Annotated in this window: 17 protein-coding genes; 6 read left to right on the forward strand and 11 right to left on the reverse strand. The window is 33.1% G+C overall.

The features are described from left to right. Positions 1–35: 35 nt before the first annotated feature. Positions 36–617, forward strand: coding sequence for a sigma-70 family RNA polymerase sigma factor (locus tag Q0845_RS07980; protein ID WP_298511528.1), 582 nt, complete (start codon positions 36–38; stop codon positions 615–617). A 215-nt stretch (positions 618–832) separates the two neighbouring features. Here Q0845_RS07980 and nth read toward each other — a convergent pair whose 3' ends face one another. Beyond that, on the reverse strand, positions 833–1,498 hold the full coding sequence (nth, locus tag Q0845_RS07985) for an endonuclease III (protein WP_298511530.1): 666 nt from the start codon (positions 1,496–1,498) through the stop codon (positions 833–835). A gap of 46 nt (positions 1,499–1,544) precedes the next feature. Here nth and bcp point away from each other — a divergent pair, with 46 nt between their 5' ends. Next, positions 1,545–2,006, forward strand: coding sequence for a thioredoxin-dependent thiol peroxidase (bcp, locus tag Q0845_RS07990; protein WP_298511533.1), 462 nt, complete (start codon positions 1,545–1,547; stop codon positions 2,004–2,006). A 389-nt stretch (positions 2,007–2,395) separates the two neighbouring features. Next, on the forward strand, positions 2,396–3,907 hold the full coding sequence (locus tag Q0845_RS07995) for a T9SS type A sorting domain-containing protein (RefSeq protein ID WP_298511535.1): 1,512 nt from the start codon (positions 2,396–2,398) through the stop codon (positions 3,905–3,907). A gap of 58 nt (positions 3,908–3,965) precedes the next feature. On the opposite strand, the gene Q0845_RS08000 is transcribed toward Q0845_RS07995, so the two are convergent. Beyond that, positions 3,966–5,423: a TonB-dependent receptor gene (locus Q0845_RS08000; protein WP_298511537.1), complete on the reverse strand. Its 1,458-nt coding sequence runs from the start codon at positions 5,421–5,423 to the stop codon at positions 3,966–3,968. 166 nt (positions 5,424–5,589) lie between these two features. Here Q0845_RS08000 and Q0845_RS08005 point away from each other — a divergent pair, with 166 nt between their 5' ends. Further along, complete coding sequence (locus tag Q0845_RS08005; RefSeq protein WP_298511539.1) at positions 5,590–6,354, forward strand: MBL fold metallo-hydrolase; 765 nt, start codon at positions 5,590–5,592, stop codon at positions 6,352–6,354. A 14-nt stretch (positions 6,355–6,368) separates the two neighbouring features. Then, positions 6,369–6,899: a hypothetical protein gene (locus tag Q0845_RS08010; RefSeq protein ID WP_298511541.1), complete on the forward strand. Its 531-nt coding sequence runs from the start codon at positions 6,369–6,371 to the stop codon at positions 6,897–6,899. A gap of 35 nt (positions 6,900–6,934) precedes the next feature. Here the strand turns inward: Q0845_RS08010 and Q0845_RS08015 are convergent, their stop codons facing one another. Next, positions 6,935–8,809, reverse strand: coding sequence for a hypothetical protein (locus tag Q0845_RS08015; RefSeq protein ID WP_298511543.1), 1,875 nt, complete (start codon positions 8,807–8,809; stop codon positions 6,935–6,937). A 712-nt stretch (positions 8,810–9,521) separates the two neighbouring features. Here Q0845_RS08015 and Q0845_RS08020 point away from each other — a divergent pair. Continuing rightward, on the forward strand, positions 9,522–9,866 hold the full coding sequence (locus Q0845_RS08020; RefSeq protein WP_298511545.1) for a hypothetical protein: 345 nt from the start codon (positions 9,522–9,524) through the stop codon (positions 9,864–9,866). Positions 9,867–9,907: 41 nt separating this feature from the next. On the opposite strand, the gene Q0845_RS08025 is transcribed toward Q0845_RS08020, so the two are convergent. From Q0845_RS08025 to Q0845_RS08060, 8 genes are all read right to left on the reverse strand, one after another. Further along, positions 9,908–10,231, reverse strand: a complete 324-nt coding sequence (locus Q0845_RS08025) for a hypothetical protein (RefSeq protein WP_298511547.1) — start codon at positions 10,229–10,231, stop codon at positions 9,908–9,910. 238 nt (positions 10,232–10,469) lie between these two features. Further along, positions 10,470–11,123 carry an alpha/beta hydrolase-fold protein gene (locus Q0845_RS08030; protein ID WP_298511549.1) on the reverse strand — a complete coding sequence of 218 codons (654 nt, stop codon included), beginning with the start codon at positions 11,121–11,123 and terminating at the stop codon, positions 10,470–10,472. Between the two features lie 10 nt (positions 11,124–11,133). Beyond that, complete coding sequence (locus tag Q0845_RS08035) at positions 11,134–11,460, reverse strand: hypothetical protein (protein ID WP_298511551.1); 327 nt, start codon at positions 11,458–11,460, stop codon at positions 11,134–11,136. Further along, positions 11,460–12,713: a dihydroorotase family protein gene (locus tag Q0845_RS08040; protein ID WP_298511553.1), complete on the reverse strand. Its 1,254-nt coding sequence runs from the start codon at positions 12,711–12,713 to the stop codon at positions 11,460–11,462. Before Q0845_RS08040 ends, Q0845_RS08035 begins: the two co-directional genes overlap by 1 nt. After that, positions 12,710–14,656 (reverse strand): BatA and WFA domain-containing protein, encoded by a 1,947-nt coding sequence (locus Q0845_RS08045; protein WP_298511555.1) that lies wholly within the window; start codon positions 14,654–14,656, stop codon positions 12,710–12,712. The genes Q0845_RS08040 and Q0845_RS08045 overlap by 4 nt, the downstream gene beginning before the upstream one ends. 561 nt (positions 14,657–15,217) lie before the next feature. Then, positions 15,218–15,904, reverse strand: a complete 687-nt coding sequence (locus tag Q0845_RS08050) for a hypothetical protein (RefSeq protein ID WP_298511557.1) — start codon at positions 15,902–15,904, stop codon at positions 15,218–15,220. Positions 15,905–16,193: 289 nt separating this feature from the next. Beyond that, a complete protein-coding gene (locus tag Q0845_RS08055) occupies positions 16,194–17,522 on the reverse strand; it encodes a S41 family peptidase (RefSeq protein ID WP_298511559.1) in 1,329 nt (442 codons plus the stop codon). A gap of 36 nt (positions 17,523–17,558) precedes the next feature. Next, entirely contained in the window at positions 17,559–17,996 is a 438-nt protein-coding gene (locus Q0845_RS08060) for a MarR family winged helix-turn-helix transcriptional regulator (RefSeq protein ID WP_298511561.1), read from the reverse strand. Positions 17,997–18,307 lie beyond the last annotated feature (311 nt).

Raw genomic sequence — 18,307 nt, forward strand, 5'->3', positions numbered from 1 at the left:
AGCCTCGATAATTATTATGTAAAAAAGTAAGTGTTATGGGACAGATCCTGCAAGATTCAGTATTGGTATCTAATTACATCAAAGGCGACGAATGCGCTTTAGGCGTGTTAATAGAGCGTCATAAACAGCGTATATATAGCTTTATATACTCTAAAGTATTAGATAGAGATATCACAGAAGACATTTTTCAAGACACTTTTATCAAGGTTATTAGAACGTTGAAAAAAGGAAATTATAATGAAGAGGGAAAATTTTTGCCTTGGGTAATGCGTATTTCGCATAATTTGGTCATTGATCACTTTAGAAAAAATAATAGAATGCCAAAGTATGACAACAATGGTGATTTTAATATTTTCTCAGTATTGAGCGATACCAACTTAAATGCGGAAAATAGAATTATCAAAACGCAGGTAGAAAATGATGTACGTCGTTTGGTAGATGAATTGCCAGCAGACCAGAAAGAAGTATTGCTAATGCGTATGTATCAAGACTTGAGTTTCAAAGAAATTTCGGAGAAAACAGGCGTGAGTATTAATACTGCTTTGGGAAGAATGCGCTATGCGTTAATCAATTTGCGAAAAGTGATTGAAAAACATAACATAGTTTTAACAAACTAATACAATAAAAAATAAAATAATGCGTTGTTGTTCTAAATATAAACACCGACGTATGGCAAAAAATTACACTAAGAGTTCACCTGAAATGAAAAAAATGCTTCCAAAAAAGGAAACAATCAATTTCTTATTGAACTATTCGAAAGCTTTAAGTGTTATTAATTACAAAAGGATGAAGTTTGAAACGCTTCTCAACTAAACTTTGGAAAAAAGACTCGTTAGCTGCGAGTCTTTTTCGCTTTTAAATAGTCATTTATTACCGTTTTTCTACCAATGGTTTTGGTAATGATATCTTTATCTAAATCCCAACCACGCGCAGGAGAATATTCTCTACCGTACCATATTATTTGTAAATGTAAATCGTTCCATATTTCTTTTGGAAACAATCGTTTGGCATCTCTTTCTGTTTGAACCACATTTTTTCCGTTGCTTAAATTCCAACGATACATCAATCTGTGAATGTGCGTATCTACTGGAAATGCTGGAATACCAAAGGCTTGACTTATAACAACACTAGCCGTTTTGTGACCAACAGCAGGCAATTCTTCCAATTCTTCTAAGGTTTTAGGAACTTCTCCGTTATGCTTATCTATTAAGATATGTGATAAACCGTGAATTCCTTTCGATTTCATTGGTGATAATCCAACAGGTTTGATGATTTCTCGTATTTCTTCCACCGAAAGTTTGATCATATCGTACGGATTATCAGCTCTTTCAAACAATAATGGCGTGATTTGATTTACGCGCACATCCGTACTTTGAGCAGACATTAAAACGGCAATTAATAAGGTATATGGATCTTTATGATCGAGCGGAATAGGAATTTCTGGATAGAATGCTTCTAAAGTGTCAATTACAAACTGAACCTTTTCTTGTTTCGTCATTTATGAGTATTTTTGTGTAAAAATAAGGAATATAAAAACATAAGCTATGAATACATTAAAAAGCGGAGATAAAGTCCCTGATTTTACAGTAAATGATCAAGATGGAAACGCTGTTTCGTTATCAGATTATGCAGGAAAAAAATTGGTGGTTTTCTTTTATCCAAAAGCAAGTACACCTGGTTGTACTGTAGAAGCTTGTAATTTAAGAGACAATTATGCCGAATTGCAAAGCAAAGGTTTTGAGTTGTTGGGTGTAAGTGCCGATTCAGAAAAAAGACAAACAAATTTTAAGAATAAATACGAGTTTCCTTTTCCGTTATTAGCCGACGAAAACAAAGAAGTGATTGAAGCTTTTGGTGTTTGGGGCGAAAAGAAATTTATGGGGAAAATCTATGATGGAATCCACCGTAAAACATTCTTAGTAAATGGAGAAGGCGTTGTGGATCATGTGATTGACAAAGTAAAAACGAAAGATCACGCTGCGCAGATATTGGCGTTGGTAGAATAATTTGATGATATTTCAATTTGATAATTTGTCAATTTGATATTGTATTTGTCAGATCGAGATCACTACAATACATTAATCGTCCGTTCGAGTGGCGAATCTGTGATTCGTTGTGTAGAGAACTACTGTGAAACGCGATGCTTTCAAAGTACTTTTAGACACAATTTTCTATTAAAAATCACTCGAAGTGATGTTCTAAGGTATACGAATAGGCTTTGCATTTAGCAAAGTCTGTTTTTTATCAAATATGCTACTATTTTTCAATCAATTCGTTTGTAATCACTAAAAAAATAGTTAATTTTCAAAACAAACCTTTCCCTCATAAATTTTCATGTAACATTTATTGTTGATGATGACGTATGTCATGATCAATATTACTATTAAACCAAATTATGAAATTGAACCTACTTATTCTAAAACTATTGCTATTACTCAATGTGTTTCTATTGCAAGCACAAGATGAAGAATTTGATTTTCAGCAAATTGGAGATGATATTAACGGCGAAGCTATAAATGATAATTTTGGCTGGTCCATGGCACTAAGTGCTGATGGTAATGTTGTTGTTGTTGGAGCTATTCGACATTTTGGAAACGGAGAACAAGCTGGACATGTTCGCGTGTATGAGAAAACAAATGCTACTTGGACTCAAATCGGAAATGATATTGATGGTGAAAACTCTTATAATTTTATGGGAAATTCTGTTGCTATAAATTCAGACGGAAGTATTATTGCGGTTAGTGCTACAGGAAATAGTGACGGAGGACAAAATGCAGGGAAAGTAAAAGTATTTGGATATATCAATGGGAATTGGACGCAACTAGGAAACGATATTTTGGGAGAAGGAAGCGGTGACCGATGCGGATCTGCTTTAGGACTCAGCCAAGATGGTCAAATACTTGCAATTGGAGCAAATTATAATGATGGAAGTGGTCCAGATAACGGCCATGTACGTATGTATCAATATGTAAATGATACATGGACACAGGTAGGAAATGATATTGATGGAGTTGGTAATTTTGATAGTTTTGGGAGAAGATTAAGCCTAAGCTCAGATGGAGGTATTGTTGCTATTGCAGCACCATTTAATGATGACAATGGCTCCAATACTGGACATGTGCGTGTTTTTCAATATTCAAATGATACTTGGACGCAAATTGGAAGTGATCTTCAAGGAGAAAATCCTCAAGACCAATTTGGCTGGGCAGTAAGTCTAAATAATGATGGAACTACCTTAGCTATTGGAGCCAGACTTAATGATGAAACAGGTTCTAACGCAGGAAAAGTATATATCTATAAATACATAAATCAGGTTTGGACACAATTAGGAAACAATCTTACAGGAGACAGTGCAGGAGATTTATTTGGATACTCTGTTAGCTTAAATGATGATGGAACTGTTGTAGCTGTTGGTGTTGCTAAAGCAGATGGAAGTGATGTATTAGAATCTGGTTTGGTTCGTGTATATGTAATCGAAAATAATACTTGGACACAAATTGGAACAGATATTAATGGAGAAGGAACAGATGATTTATTTGGATATGTAGTGAGTTTAAATGATGATGGTACTTTTTTAGCAATATCAGGTGTGAGTAACGATGAAAATGCTGAAGACTCAGGTCATGTCCGTTTATATGAGTTTAAGCCTGTATTAAGCGTTGAAGATATTTTAACAGATAATAATTTTGTTATTTATCCAAATCCAGCTTCAAAAGAAATCTATTTTGATAGCAAAGAACAACTCGCACAAGTAGCTGTGTATTCAATAGAAGGGAAATTACTCTTTACTCAAAACGTACAACAAGAATCAAGTGTAGCCATTTCTCATCTAAAAAAAGGTGTTTATGTGTTGAAAATTCAAACACTACAAGAAAAAATAGTTATTAGAAGACTTATTAAGCAGTAATAAATAAGATAAATTTTAAACATAAAAAAAGCTCCTAAAAAAGGAGCTTTATGATATATTATTTATTTTCTATCAGTTCGTTTTGTTGTAGATACCCAAACAAGTTTTTCTCTTTAATGATTTCTGCAACACCGTCTGGTAACATTTCTTCCCAGCCTTCTTCATTGTCAGCAATCATTTTTAATACTTTTCGAGAGAAAATATCAAGAATTTTATTATCAAAATCAAAAATATCAACCACTTTTCCGTTGTACTTAAAGAACTTGTACAATTCTTTCATACGTGGATGAACTTTTAAGTTGTTACTATTCACCAATTCACCAGTTTCCTTACGCTTCATTGGATATAAGTATACTTTTAAGTCTTTGTAGAATAGTTTTCCAAATGCTTCTAGAATTCCTCCGCTCACGTGACGATAGTATTTTTCATCAAAGATATCTACTAAGTTATTTACGCCCATGGTCAACGCCATACGTTCTTTCGTATAGTTAGAGAAGTAATCAACCAAGCGATAGTATTCTTTAAAGTTCGAAATCATCACCGTTTGTCCAAGTGAACCGAGTAATTGTGCTCTGTCCATGAAATCTTGTTCGTCAATTTCACCTTCTGCACGCAGATTGGAAAGTGTAATTTCAAACAGCACCACTGTTTTTTCTTCTTCTACTTTATTTTCGCGAATAAAAATATCGTACGACTTTTGGAACATGTCCATATTCACCTTGGTTACAGGACGAAAACTTCCACGAAGCGCCAATACATTCTTTTTGTATAACAAACGCGCAGGAAGAATATTGTTTCCATCAGGGCCAAAGATTACGGCTTCCGTCATATTATTTTTAAGCAGTTGTAAACTCATCAATCGGTTATCAACTTCTTCAAATTGAGGTCCCGAAAAGTTAATCGTATCGATTTCAATTTTATCTTTATCAATATGATCGTATAAACTCTTTAATAAATGCTTCGGATTGTCATACTTGTAAAAAGCACCATGAATAAGGTTTACACCCATAGTTCCTAGTGTTTCTTGCTGTAGCTTGGCATCGTTCTCTTGAAAACGTACATGTAAAACGATTTCGTTATATTCTTGCGATGGATCAATTTGGTACTTAATTCCCATCCATCCGTGGCCTTTGTATTTCTTAGCGAAATCGATCGTAGCTACGGTGTTTGCGAAGCTGAAAAACATTTTGTCAGGATGTTTCTCACGAGAAATACGCGCTTCTATTAGCGACATTTCATGCGATAACATCTTTTTCAAACGAGCTTCTGTCACATAACGCCGATCGTTTTCAACGCCGTAAATAGCGTCACTAAAATCTTTATCATACGCACTCATTGCTTTTGCAATTGTACCAGAAGCACCACCAGACCTAAAGAAATGACGGACAGTCTCTTGCCCAGCACCAATTTCTGCAAATGTTCCGTAGATTTGATTGTTTAAATTAATTCGTAATGCTTTCGCTTTGATGGAAGGTACGTTCTCTATTACCTTGTCACCTTTGTAGACAATAGCCATGCGTTGATGAATTTGTTTATTACAAAAATAAACATTCATTATTTTTTTTGAACTAAATATTTGAGGTTTTTTGTTAAATAATCAGTTAAATTTGAAGAATGATCGATAAAATACATAGACATCTATTCAAAACTGTCTAATTTTTAACAAATTATCAACGTTTACCATGCAAGTAACTTTTTTAGGAACAGGAACTTCTCAAGGCATTCCAATTATAGGAAGTGATCATCCTGTGTGTTTGAGTGATGATTCGCGTGATAAACGTTTGCGCGTGTCCATTTTGATTTCTTGGGAAAATGCTACGTATGTAATTGATTGTGGACCCGATTTTCGTCAACAAATGTTACGCGCCAATTGCCGACATATTGATGGAATTTTGTTTACACATGAACATGCCGATCATACCGCAGGATTAGACGATATACGACCTTTTTATTTCCGACAAGGCGATATTCACGCATACGCACACAAACGTGTGTTTGGAGAATTGGCACGACGATTTGATTATATTTTTGCTACAGAAAATAAATATCCAGGCGCGCCAGGCATAATTCAGCATGAAGTAAAAAATAATCATTCTTTTGAGTTGGAAGGTGTACGAATAACACCTATTAATGCGTTACATTATAAATTACAAGTTTTTGGCTATCGCTTTAACGATTTTGCTTATTTGACAGATGTAAAAACAATGGAACAAGCAGAAAAAGATAAATTGAAAGGTTTAAAAGTGCTAGTAGTCAATGCATTGCGAATTCAGGAACATATATCGCATTTTTCATTGCAAGAAGCTTTAGATTTTATTGAGGAAATTCAGCCAAAGCGCGCATATTTAACACATATTAGTCATTTGCTAGGTTTTCATGCCGAAGTTTCCAAAGAATTGCCAGAAAATGTATTTTTGGCGTACGATACCCTAACAATCACGATTTAAAAAATTAATATTACATGAAAAAGAGAATCTTATTATATGCAGTCATTTTTTTGATTTTACTAGCCGTTTATCAATATGTGAGTATGAACAAAATGTATGCGCAGCAAAATACTAAAATAGAAGACTTGCGCGGAAAGGTGGAAACTTACGAAAAAGATATAACTGCTTATAAAGATACCACCAATATGCTGTATAATGAAAATTTAGATCTACGCTATTTTTCTTTAGAAAATAATGGAGAAGCCAAAGAATATTTTGAAGGTACAGGTGTAGATACAGAGAGTCTTGTGCAAATAATTACGGATGCTATTTACGATCAAAATTCAGCTTCAGCAAACAATCCTTTAGTTCCTTTTGATGGTACAGGCGGAAGATTTATGTCTGTAGACAAAGTAAAAGTCATCAACCATAAATGGGTTTTATGCAGTTTTACAGATGGTGATTTTTGGGGAGAAATGGTGTTGCGCTATGAAGTAAATGGTACAACCAAAGAACTTACTTTTGAATTGATTACGGAAGTGTTGTATCCGAAGTATAACAAATAGTTAACTACCACAAAATTTTTGAATAAAAAACTATTTTAATAAATAAAGAGAATATGTGGAAACTGTGACTCAAGTTGTGTAATCTGATCTAAAAAAAGCTTAAACTCTGGTAAACATTTTATAACTTCTTTAGCGAGAGAAATATGCTTAAACGTTTTTGTTTCAAGAAAGTGAGTTCTTATGAGAATTTCTCTTTTCATATTTCTTCGAAAGTATTTATCGAGGTATAAAAAATCTTCATCATGTATTCCTAGTGATTTTAATTTTTCATAAAAAAAAAGTTTTTTATAGTGAAAACTTGAATCTTTGAAAAATTGGAAAGCCTCATCAATGCAGTAAATTATATTAAAAGAATTACAGTATATGACACAACGATTACCACTAAATTGAAGAGGTAATGTAATAGTACTATCTTTTTTGTATTCTAAAATAAGTATATTATCATTTTTGCTTGAGTGTTGTGCAGAGATATGCAGAGAATTATATACAATTAAGAAAATTACAAACTCATCATGATAGTATTCATTAACGTTTGACTTAAAAAGGTCTAATAAAAATAACTTTGTCATATCAAAAGACTTATAATCAACGTTTAAAATAAGTTTTGGATTATTTATTAAATTTAACGCAAAGAAATATTCAAAAATGGATTTATGTGAGAATTTATAATTTCCAGTTGAATCTCTATTTAAAAGTGACTTACTTTTGATGTAACTGCTTTTGTTGTCAAAAAACTCTTTTTCTAACTCAGAAAAACTAAATCCTTTGACTTTAAAATCTGAGGAATGATGTATAAAAAGACCTTTTTTTTCATCTTTATCTAGATACATTTTTTTGGATAGTTGTATTGAAAATTTTTTTAACAATTTTTTATAATTCTCATAAGAACCAAACTTAGCTTGTATGCCAGGTTTTTTTGCTTCTCTTTCTAGCCATTTATCAACAAGAATATTATATATCTCCAGTGTTGTTAGTTTATCAGCAGAAAATTTTATTAAATCTTCTATATGAGATAGAAGCATAGGTCTTACTAATAAGCTTTCTGATTTTTTGATTACTTTTTTTGCCTCTTTCTTTTTATTCAATTCATAATATTTGAATCTTTTATTAATGTATTTTTTTATGTCTATATAATTGAATGGTGATAGATAAATCTTTTTAAAATAGTATTGACCATTTTCACCGTAAGAAAATTTTCCTGTTTCATATGGTTCTTCTAGCGCACTAGAAAAAAATTGAGTTCTACAAGTAATAACGATAATGTTAAATTCATTGCATATGTTTAGAATAGTAGATATTCTTTTTTCATAATCTTTTAATGCTTCGGTATCTTCATCAAGTGCATCAAGAAGTAAAATAGTATTATTCTTATCAGGAACTAATTCAACTTTTTTAAGGATATCTTTAGCTCCTAAAGGAAATAGTTTAATGGCTAATTTTTGTTTGGTAAATGGATTTTTAAAACCATTAAGGTGTTTCAAATATAAATTAATCATAAATGCAGTTTTTCCCATTCCAGCACCAGCAAGCACTATAAAATATTTATTTGCAGACTTTTGTTTAAAAACTTCATTTGTAAAAAGGGTTATTATTTTTTGTCTAGGAATACTAATATGCCTTGGATTTGGTTCCTCTTCATTAGCAGGTGAAGTCCCTTGATAATATTGAGTTATATAATATTTAGTATATTTTTCAACATCTAACGGAGTGAAATAAGGCTTTAAGTTTTTGTTAAGTAATCGTTTATTTCTCCACTTAACTAATTTTAATATCCCTTTGCATATATAAGAAATAATAAAAAATAAAATAAAAAGTAAAGTAATACCGAAAAGAATACTATTTTCATAGCCTTCTGGGCATCCAAATAATTCACAAAAGTAAACTACAAGGTCATTAAGTAATTCTTTCATTTTTTAACAATATAAATAGATGTTATTTTTTAAGAAAATATGTTTTATAAAAGTAAGAAATATATATTAAACATGATTTAAGCTTAATTAGAAGCTTGATTATGCCAATCAAAGTTAACCAATCTATAATGGTATAACCAGATTGATAACATTCTTAAATAATGCGTGCGTATGAGCTCTCTTTTCTCAATCTCTTGGCCTACTTGAAGTTTAAAAGACAGTGAATAATCTTTCCGAGTTCGCTTTACATATCTTGTTTTCAAATCTAGTGTAACGCTATTTCATGACGAGACATATTGATACCTATGCTTGATTGTTACGCTTGTACCTAAATTGAGAACACTCAAGGAATTTTTATCAGTATCAACTCATAAAATTTCAACATTTGTAGTGTAATTAAGTGATAGATAAACAAACTACATTTTTAGCGACATGTGATCCACATTTTTATTTTAGGTTATGGATAGAGATTGTATACAAAAGCAATCTCTTTTCTTTTTTACCCTAAACTCAAAGTCAAAATTTATTTCATTTCTAGTTTTCAATCGTTCATTACCTATTTTCCTGCACTTGCGAAATAATTCATTTATCAAGTCCATTGACAGGTACATTTACACTGTAAAAGCAATAAAAAGACGTCTCAAAAGCTTTCTGCTAGCGAAATCCGAAAAGCTATATATAGAGTAGGAACAACCAATTTAAAATTTAGATTATGTCAAATAGAAGTAGATTATTTTCAAACGGAGTACTAAACAAAGGAGAAAGACTTATGTCAAATAATAGTAGATATAAACTTGAGTTATTAGATGACGGAAACCTTGTATTTTACGATAATGGTAAAGAAAAATGGAGTACAAGAACTGATAAAAAGAATGGAGATAAGTGCGTAATGCAACACGATGGAAATTTTGTTGTGCTCAACGGAGGTAGAAATCCAATATGGACTACAGGAACGTATGGCAATAAAGGCTCATACTTAGCAATTCAGGATGATGGAAAACTTGTAATTTATAAACCATCAATGATAAAGAATGTACTGAAAGTAGATCCTTTATAGTAGTTTGATAGTATAACTAGTCTATTTTTTATGAAAATGGACTAGTTTTTTGCTAATTTGTTTAAAAATAACTTTTTAAATCGTTTTTCGTTTTTCCAATTTCCATACCAGTGAAAAGGCGACTGCATACTGTATTTACTGAATGTGATACATTTTATGAATACATTATTTTGATCAAAAATGATTACAAATTGTCTTCCGTAATGATTCCAGGTTTTAGACTCTTTTGCGATGATTATTTTAGTGCTTTTTTTATGCAATTCCCAATTCAATTCATCACTAATTTCTTCACTAATTTTTTTATTGATACTCGTATGAGATCCACGAATTTTTTTCAATCTGTCTGGGAAGAAATATGTATTCATACTCAGAAGTGAAAAAGGAAGATACAATAAAAAGAATAGTAAAGGAAGCAAAAAAGATTCTTGCGCTTTGATATTATTCTTTATTAAAATAAAGCAAAGAAAAAGCGGGAAAATAAAACTAAATATGAATAGAGTACTTTCGGATATAATATTTAATATATTTGAAAAGGTTCTCTTTCGAATGTACACTAAGTATTGTTTTCTGATAGATTCAGAAATATCGATATGATCATACATATCAAATTAACTTCTCCAACCAAGCTTTAAACGAATAGAAGTTTTGTGGAGCTACTCCATGTCCCACAGGATATTCTTCGTATACATGATTTAAATTATTCAATTCCATAAAAGGTGTAATTTCACGTGCTGCTTCTACAGGAATCACTTGATCTACACTTCCGTGTGAACAGTAAAAGTTTAAATGATCGTAGCTTTTATCATCACTTACTTCAAAGATTTTATGATTCAAATAACCACTCAGCGCCACTACATTTTTAACTTTTTCTGGATACGTAAATGCTACCGAGTAACTCAAAATAGTTCCTTGACTGAATCCTAACAAACTCACATTGTTTGCATCTACAGGATAATTAGCAACTACTTCATCAATAAACGTAGCGACTAAATCTCGCGATTCAATGGCATGTTCATCGTTGCTTATTTTTTCGGTTGCTGTATAATGAATATCATACCACGAATATCCATACGGTTGTAAATCTCTTGGCGCACGTGCCGATACTACAAATAAATGTTCTGGTAATTCTGCAGCAAACGAAAATAAATCTTCTTCATTACTTCCATAACCGTGTAATAAAATGATGACTGGCGCATTTTCAGTTGCGTCTTTTGGAGTTCTTATTAAGTGATGTAATGATAATTTTTTAGTATCCATGGTAGTAATATTAAATAGATTTAAACCAATCTTGAAAATAATTGCCTACAAGCGGAATTGGTTCGTATTCGCGTTGTATAGCATTGGTAAGTCCAAATGCCCAAAGGACAATAAAAAAGACATAAAAAGGAGTTGCAACCATCCAACCCGTGAAATAACCCGTAAGAAATGCAATGCAATAGAATAAAATATTTAAGCCTAAAGATTGACGAATGTGCATAGCAGCATATTTGTTCTTCGGTTCCATATTCATGACAAATGCAATGAGCAATCCGATCGTCAATAGATACGAAATAATGGCTGTTTGTCTTCCTTCTTCTATGGTTTTTGAATCCATTACGAAACTACTTTTTGTTGGTTATGAATGATTCCATATACAGTTCCTTTCAATTCTTTGCCTAAAAAAGCACTGTTCTGAGAGCTACTGTGAATGTGTTCTTTGGTAAATGTATAGGTTCCTTCAGGATTGAAAAGTGACAGATTTGCTTGTTGTCCCACAGCAATTGTAGCAGTTTCAATGCCAAATCGTTCTTTTCCTGAAGTCATGAGTTGTATGCTTGTTTCGGTATCAAAAATAGTTTGCAAGGCTCCAAAAGCACTTTCCAAACCAATGGTTCCGTACATAGCATTGTCAAATTCTACTTTTTTATGTTCTATATCAATCGGATTGTGATCGGAAGTGACCATATCAATGGTTCCATCCTGTAAACCTTCAATCAAAGCCTTGCGATCGTTTTCGGTACGCAATGGTGGCAATACTTTATATTGTGTGTCAAAAGTTTCCAATTCGTCATCCGTCATGATCAAATTATGAATCGCCACAGCACAACTTACGTTCAAGCCTTTTGCTTTGGCTTCACGAACTAATTGAACCGATTTTGCAGTAGAAATCGTTGGAATATGTAGTTTTCCTTTGGTATATTCTAACAAAAACAAATCGCGTACAATATGCAATTCTTCTGCCAAGGAAGGAATTCCTTTTAAGCCCAATCGCGTACTATTTGGTCCTTCGTTGACAATTCCTTTCCCAACAATTTTATTTTCTTGCGGAAAAGACAATACCAAACCATCAAAATTATCTGCATAAAGCAATGCAATCTTTAATAAGTTCGGATTCTTAATCGCTTGTTGATAATCGCCAAACGCAATTGCTCCAGCATTTTTCATATCAAACAATTCGGCTAGATCTACACTTTTGCTTTCATTCGTCAACGCGCCAATAGGATAGAGGTTGACGGCATTTCCAAAAGCTTGTGTCTTTAAAAAAGCAATATCTGCTTTCGTATCGGCAATCGGATTTGCATTCGGATTCACCGCAATGGCTGTAAAACCACTCTTTGCAGCTGTTTTCAAACCATTTTCAATCGTCTCGCGTTCTTCAAATCCAGGTTCACCCAAGCTCACACTACTATCAAACCAACCTTGCGAAACATGCAAGTTTTCTTGTGAAATAGTGTCGTAATTGTTCGAATTTTCAATGGAAGTGGCAATCTGCGTAATCACTCCGTTTTCTATCAAAATATCTTTTGTTGCGAGATGATGTTCACTCGCTGCATCAATGATAGTGGCGGATTTTATGATGAGGTTCATTTAACGAATTTTAAAATCAAAATTTCAATACCTAAAAATACTAGCGCAAAAATAATAAACCATTTCCAAAGCGAAGCTACGGACTGTTCATTTTTTAAATCTTCAAAAAACTGTGCGACGGTTGTGTGCGTATTTTTAGGAAATAAATTGGCAATATTGTGGTATTGTAAAGTACTTTCTTTTCGATCAAAATTATAGCTAATCTGCTGTAATTCAGTATTTTGATTTTTAACGCTATAAATGCCAGCTTTTGATGGAAACTCGTCTGTTGTCAAACGAACTTTGTTATTGGTCGTTCGCTGTAGCGGAATAAACTCATCATCAGCATTGGCAACAGTTAGTACGGCATCTTGTCCTAATGACGTCTGCACATCAAAGGTGTTTTCGCGTCCAAGTGTGTAATATAAATTCGTTAATCGCAAACTATTTTTCCCAATATTATAGAGAATTGGAACAATGAGCGGCGAATTTTTAAAGTTCGAATTTTCATTATTGATTGCTGCCGTAAACACATACGTTTCGTTATTTTCTAACAAAAACGGCAGATTATTTTCAAATCGTAAAATAGCGGCTGTACTGACAATTCCGAAGTAGTGATTCACTTTTGGATATTGAAAATTAGTCACTTCTTTCTCAAATACATTTGTAAACAACGGATGCGAAAAGTTGATTTTGGTAATTTTCTTTTCTTGCACGTCTTTTACTTCTTGAAAAAAGCTAAAACCATTTGCCTTTGTAAGTTGATTATAGCTTGCAAGATTGCTTTCCTTTGTGGGAATAATCACGAGTGAACCTCCATTTTGTTTGAAACTTCTCAGAGCTGTCAACAACGGATTCGGAATGGTTTTCAGTTCATTCAGGACAATCAATTGTTGTGTGGCAATATCGTTATAATTCAGCTGATTCAAAGGAGTTGAAATCAAGTTGAATTCGTCTTCAGTGTATAATTTCTTTAAGAACTCATCATCGGTTTCGTTGATGGCAAGTACATTAATTTTCTCTGGTGAATTGATGTTGAAAAACAAATTATTATCGAATTGCAGTGCATTGTCATCGATACGAATTTCACCTTGAATCACTTTATTGGAAGGAATCGAGAAGCTAACTTCCGAACTTTTCTGTGCATTTACATTCACGGATGATTTTGCAATCAAACTTCCGCCATCGTATAAAGAAACGGGGACATCTTGCACAGGAACGCCTGAATTTTTTAGGACAACCGAAATCTTTACAGAATTTGCGTCTTGTTCCGCAATGTATAGACTGTCGAGCGCAATATTATTGGCATTCGCAGGTTTCAGTTGAATATAATTCGTTGTGAAAGTACTATCTGTTTGAACCGAAATTTGTTCGTTTTGTTGAAAATCTGAGATCAGAATCAGGTTTTTTACCGAATTCTGTTGCTTCGAAAACAACTTGCGACCTTTTAACAATACCGCAGGAACGGCTTCTTGGTTATGTGAATATTCCAATCGCAATAAATCATTTCGAATACTCTTAATCGTGGTATTCTTGAACGTTTCTGTATTCGTAAAAATAGAAACTTCTTCATCTTCGGGAACAGTATTCAAAAGTTCTTGAACCGCACGTTTTAGCAAATCACCTTTTTCACCTTTACTTTGCATGCTAAACGAATTATCAAGATAAATCACCGTTTCCTTTTCCGTTTTTACAATATCACGATTCGCAAAATACGGTTGCGCAAAGGCGAACACCAATCCTGCAATTGCTAACAATCGCGTGCATAGAATCAGCCATTTCTTTAATTGCGAACTTTTTCGAGTTTGTAAAATCACATTTTGAAGAAACTTTACATTCGTAAAAGCTGTCTTCTCAAATCTTCGTAGTTGAAATAAGTGAACTAGAATAGGAATGAGGAGTAATAATAAGGCGTAAAGTACTTCTGGGTGTTTGAATTGCATTCCTAAATAATCGTTTGTCAAATATAAACGTTTAATTTTATTTTAGCATACTTTGAGATTTATAAAGATGTGTTAAAAGGAGTTTTGTGTTTATTCGTTTAATAGTTTACGAGTTTATTAGTTTAGTTGTTTAGGAGTTTTTGTCATTCTAAGCTTTTACACAGAATTTATTGAAGTACAATATAGAATCTAATCTATTTTAATCTACATCATCGTCAGAATCGTTTTAATCATCAAAAAAATGGTTAGCGCGAGTTTTTAACTCGCGCTGTTGCAGATTTTGAAGATGGTTATTTTGTCAAGAATTTATTGTTTTTTGGTTGGTTGTTAGCACAAGCTATAAACTGGTATTAGCGCTGGTTTTTATTTTTTCTACTAAATATATAACCAATGGTTAGCGCGAGTTTGTAACTCGCGCCGTAACTAATTTGTAAATTTATTTTTTGTTTGGTTGTGAGCACAAATTGTAAACTTGTGCTAGCCTAAGGAATAACAGAATTGACTTCTATAAAAATTACTATTCATAACGAGGTTTCCCGTAAAGCTTTCAAAAAATCTAAATTTCCAAACTAAAAACGATCTCTAAGCCGTCTCAAAATTCAAATACTCAAAAGTCATCGCTTGCTTGTATATTTCATTGGCTAAGGCTCTCTTTATTGGATATATTTTTTCGTAGGCATTGATAAAATTCCCCATGGCATACGCACCGCTGGGATCGTCGTTTCCTGTAATCCATGAAGCATATAAGTTTCCTGCTTTTGGAGGTGATAATTGCTGTCCCAACCATGCCCATAAATATTCGCAAGGCAACATGACAATTAAAGTGTAAATTGGATCTTGTTCATTTGTAACACTAGATTCGTATGCTGAATATTCTTTGCACGTTTGCGTAGGAACAATGCCATCTGCATCTTTTACATGCCAAATTTTAGGGAATGTTGCATTGTATGATTCGTAACTATGTTGCTTTTTCTCTAAAAAGGCTTGTAATACAGGATGATCTGCAGCTTTAGAAGCTGCTATTGCATAATCTTTTGCACCGTGAAAACAATAATAGGCATCACTGACATTGAAACCTCCGTAGGTCGTAGGATCTAAAGTTCCTGTGTGAATTCCTTGTATAAATGCTGTATTTAATGCTTCTTCTGCAATTGATTTACTGTTTTCCCAGAGTTCCCAAAATAATGAATCTGGCGGCGGTGGCGCAGTTGATAATTTATGTTTGCTTAAAAAATCAGGATCTAAAGTAATACGCCTGTTATTCTTCATGATGGTAGTTTTAGATTAGTTTTCTAAAAATAAGATAAAGATTACAAATACGCAATGAGGTTTCGTATAATTATATACCACTATGAATTCAAAATAAACCTAAAGTCATACCAAGTGTCACATCGAGCGCAGTCGAGATGCCTTTGATTTCAAATTGTTTCCATGAGCTACGCTCGGTATCTACGATAATGCTCGAACTGAAAATTTTATATTGTAATCAAAAAAAAAAGAGAATCTCACAATAAGATTCTCTTTTCAACTAGTAAATTAAAATTGGGTTAGTTAGGATTTAGTTGGTCTTTAAGTTTTTGTCGGTTCTGCCAGTATCATAGACACCTTGAATGGCAGTTATTTTATTGTTTTCTTTGATAAATCGGACTCTAAAGAAGGAAAGGTCGCCTACCATAAATTCGTTTTCTTTGATAGGAACGAGTTTATATTTTCCACGATTAGCTCTTTGGTAATATAAGGTGCCATTTTCCATCGTTACTTTACGTTCATCGTAGGTTCCTACATAGGTTTTTAAGATTGATTTTTTAACAGACATCGGATTTTTCATCGCTTTCTTGCTAGTCAATGCCCAATTATATCGGTACTTTAATTGTTCGTCATCTGTCTTTTTTACCAAATATTCCAAGGCTTGCATTTCTGCAACTTCCAAGGCTTCGTTTGCAGGAACTTTAATATGCGGAACAACACCAGTTCCTTCCCAATTAGTGTTTGTAATCGGATTGATAGCTCTTCCCGTTGGCGTCCATACCATAAAACCTTCAGTAGCATTGATGGTTCCGCCAGGATGTGCGCCGCCGCCTGTAGTTTCTCCAATCAACGTAGCTCGTTCTAAATGCTTCAAGTTATACGAGAACTCTTCCGCAGCCGAAAATGTACTGCTGCTTGTTAATACAAACACTTTTGCATTTGGATTTCGATTACCAGGTACATGTGGCAAGGTCCAAGTTTGTGTGCGTGAATCGGCAGGGCGATTGTAAAAGTTATTCAGATGAATGCGTCCAGAAGGATATAAATAACTCGTAATCAATTGAATCATGCTTGGCGATCCGCCGCCGTTGTTACGAAGATCAACAATAATTACATCCGCACTACTTAAGAAATTCATGGCAGCAACCGCAGTTTCACTCGCATAACGCGTATCCATAAAAGCGCGTAAATCTAAATAACCAATATTTCCATCGAGGATTTTGACTTCTTTGAAACCAAAATTTTGAAACTTCATTTGATTCACACGATTTTCTACATATGCAATGCTATCTTCTGGCGTAACCACACGTTCTTGTGCTGCAATTTGTTCCGGATTATACATTACACGCAAATGTTTGTCATGACTGATGGACTGTAAATCCTTGGTCAATGTAGAAGCCAAAGCTTGTGGATCGCTCATAGCATTGTATGCACCTTTTTTAAGATTCGCTTTCATAAGAGAAGTCATTTTTTTGGCGACTTCTGGAAATACATAATTGGAATCTAAAATATTTCCAATGGATTCTATCGCGTTGGTAATTTGCGCTTTACTGAGCTTCGTTTCACTTTGCGAACGTACCAAAGAAGTAGAGCACAACAAGAGGAAGCATGTAAGGATTGATAATTTAAACTGTTTCATTTTTTGTATTGATTTGATGATTGATGAATGACGCTTTTATGCAGTACAATTCGTTCTAACTTTTAATAATATTTGTTCCAATTGAATAATTTCCTCTTCCGATATTCCATGAAGTGCATTTTCTCTATTTGTGATAATTATAGGTGCTAAAGTCTTTAAAACTTGTATTCCTTTTTCGGTAATTTCAATTTTATATCGCCTTCTGTTTTCTTCGTTGATCGATCGTTTGATATAACTTTTCTTCTCCATCAAATCCAACATACGTGTCATGGAAGCATTGTCTTTAAAGGCCATTGCCGCAATTTCTTTCTGTGTCTTATCAGGATATTTATCTAAAAATGCTAAAATCATCGCTTGATCAATAGTCACATCGTTCACCAAACTAGACAAATTTTTCTGTGAAGATTTACGATATTCCTTTATGGTCGATTCTATAGTGTAAAAGATAGTTTCTGAAGGTGATTTTAATTCCATTAAATTATATTTGATACAATAATAGTTGATATATCAATTATATGCAAATAATTAATAAAATTTTAAGGAATAGGATAAAAGTGTAAGTTTGTTTAGTTACAGAGAATACTGTTTTGTTGATTTGTAACTTTTGCTTAATTTTTCATACATATTATATATGAAATCAAAATTGTTTTTAAAAAAAGTACTTCCGTATTACTTACTCTTCATTGTTATCGTGATAGGTTTGATACTGCTTCTTTTGTATGCTCCAATTTGGGTGTTATTTATGATAATCTTTTTATCATTTATCATCCATTTGGTTTATGGTA

This window comes from uncultured Kordia sp. (assembly GCF_947489565.1).
Lineage (GTDB): Bacteria > Bacteroidota > Bacteroidia > Flavobacteriales > Flavobacteriaceae > Kordia.